General features: G+C 69.0%; 1 protein-coding gene. It reads left to right on the top strand.

The genetic code is table 11. The features are described from left to right. On the top strand, positions 1–848 hold an 848-nt coding region (locus ACFFWD_RS30980; protein WP_376971861.1), incomplete at both ends, for a chemotaxis protein CheA.

Here is an 848-nt window from a genome sequence, read left to right as displayed (position 1 = left end):
GGCACGCTGGTGGCGCAGACCCTGGAGCGGCCGCTGCGTCCGGGCGAGGTCTCGCTCGACGAGCTCGAGCGCGCCTTCCGCGAGACCGCCGCCGAAGTCGCCGCGCCGGCCCCGGCGCCCGCCCCGAAGCGCGTGGCCGCAGCAGCCGCCGAGCCGGCCGACGCGCCGAAGAAGGCCGCCGCCGCCGGCGACGTCCAGGAAGGCGACAAGATCGCCAACCAGTCGATCCGGGTCAATGTCGACACCCTCGAGCACCTGATGACCATGGTCTCCGAGCTGGTGTTGACCCGCAACCAGCTCCTGGAGATCTCCCGCCGCAACGAGGACACCGAGTTCAAGGTGCCGCTGCAGCGGCTGTCCAACGTCACCGCCGAGCTGCAGGAGGGCGTCATGAAGACGCGGATGCAGCCGATCGGCAATGCCTGGCAGAAGCTGCCGCGCATCGTCCGCGACCTCTCAGGCGAGCTCGGCAAGCAGATCGAGCTCGAGATGCACGGCGCCGACACCGAGCTCGACCGCCAGGTGCTCGACCTGATCAAGGACCCGCTGACCCACATGGTGCGCAACTCCGCCGACCATGGGCTGGAGACCCCGGCCGAGCGGGCGGCCTGTGGCAAGGGAGAGCAGGGCACCATTCGGCTGTCCGCCTATCACGAGGGCGGCCACATCATCATCTGCATCGCCGACAATGGCCGCGGCCTCAACACCGAGCGGATCAAGGCCAAGGCGCTCTCGAACGGTCTCGTCACCGAGGCCGAACTGGAGAAGATGACCGAAGCCCAGATCCACAAGTTCATCTTCGCGCCCGGCTTCTCGACCGCGGCGCAAGTCACCTCGGTGTCCGGCCG

This window comes from Bradyrhizobium erythrophlei, from assembly GCF_042430365.1.
Lineage (GTDB): Bacteria > Pseudomonadota > Alphaproteobacteria > Rhizobiales > Xanthobacteraceae > Bradyrhizobium > Bradyrhizobium erythrophlei.
Note: the sequence above shows the minus strand (reverse complement) of the source record. Positions and strands in the feature narration are given on the sequence as shown.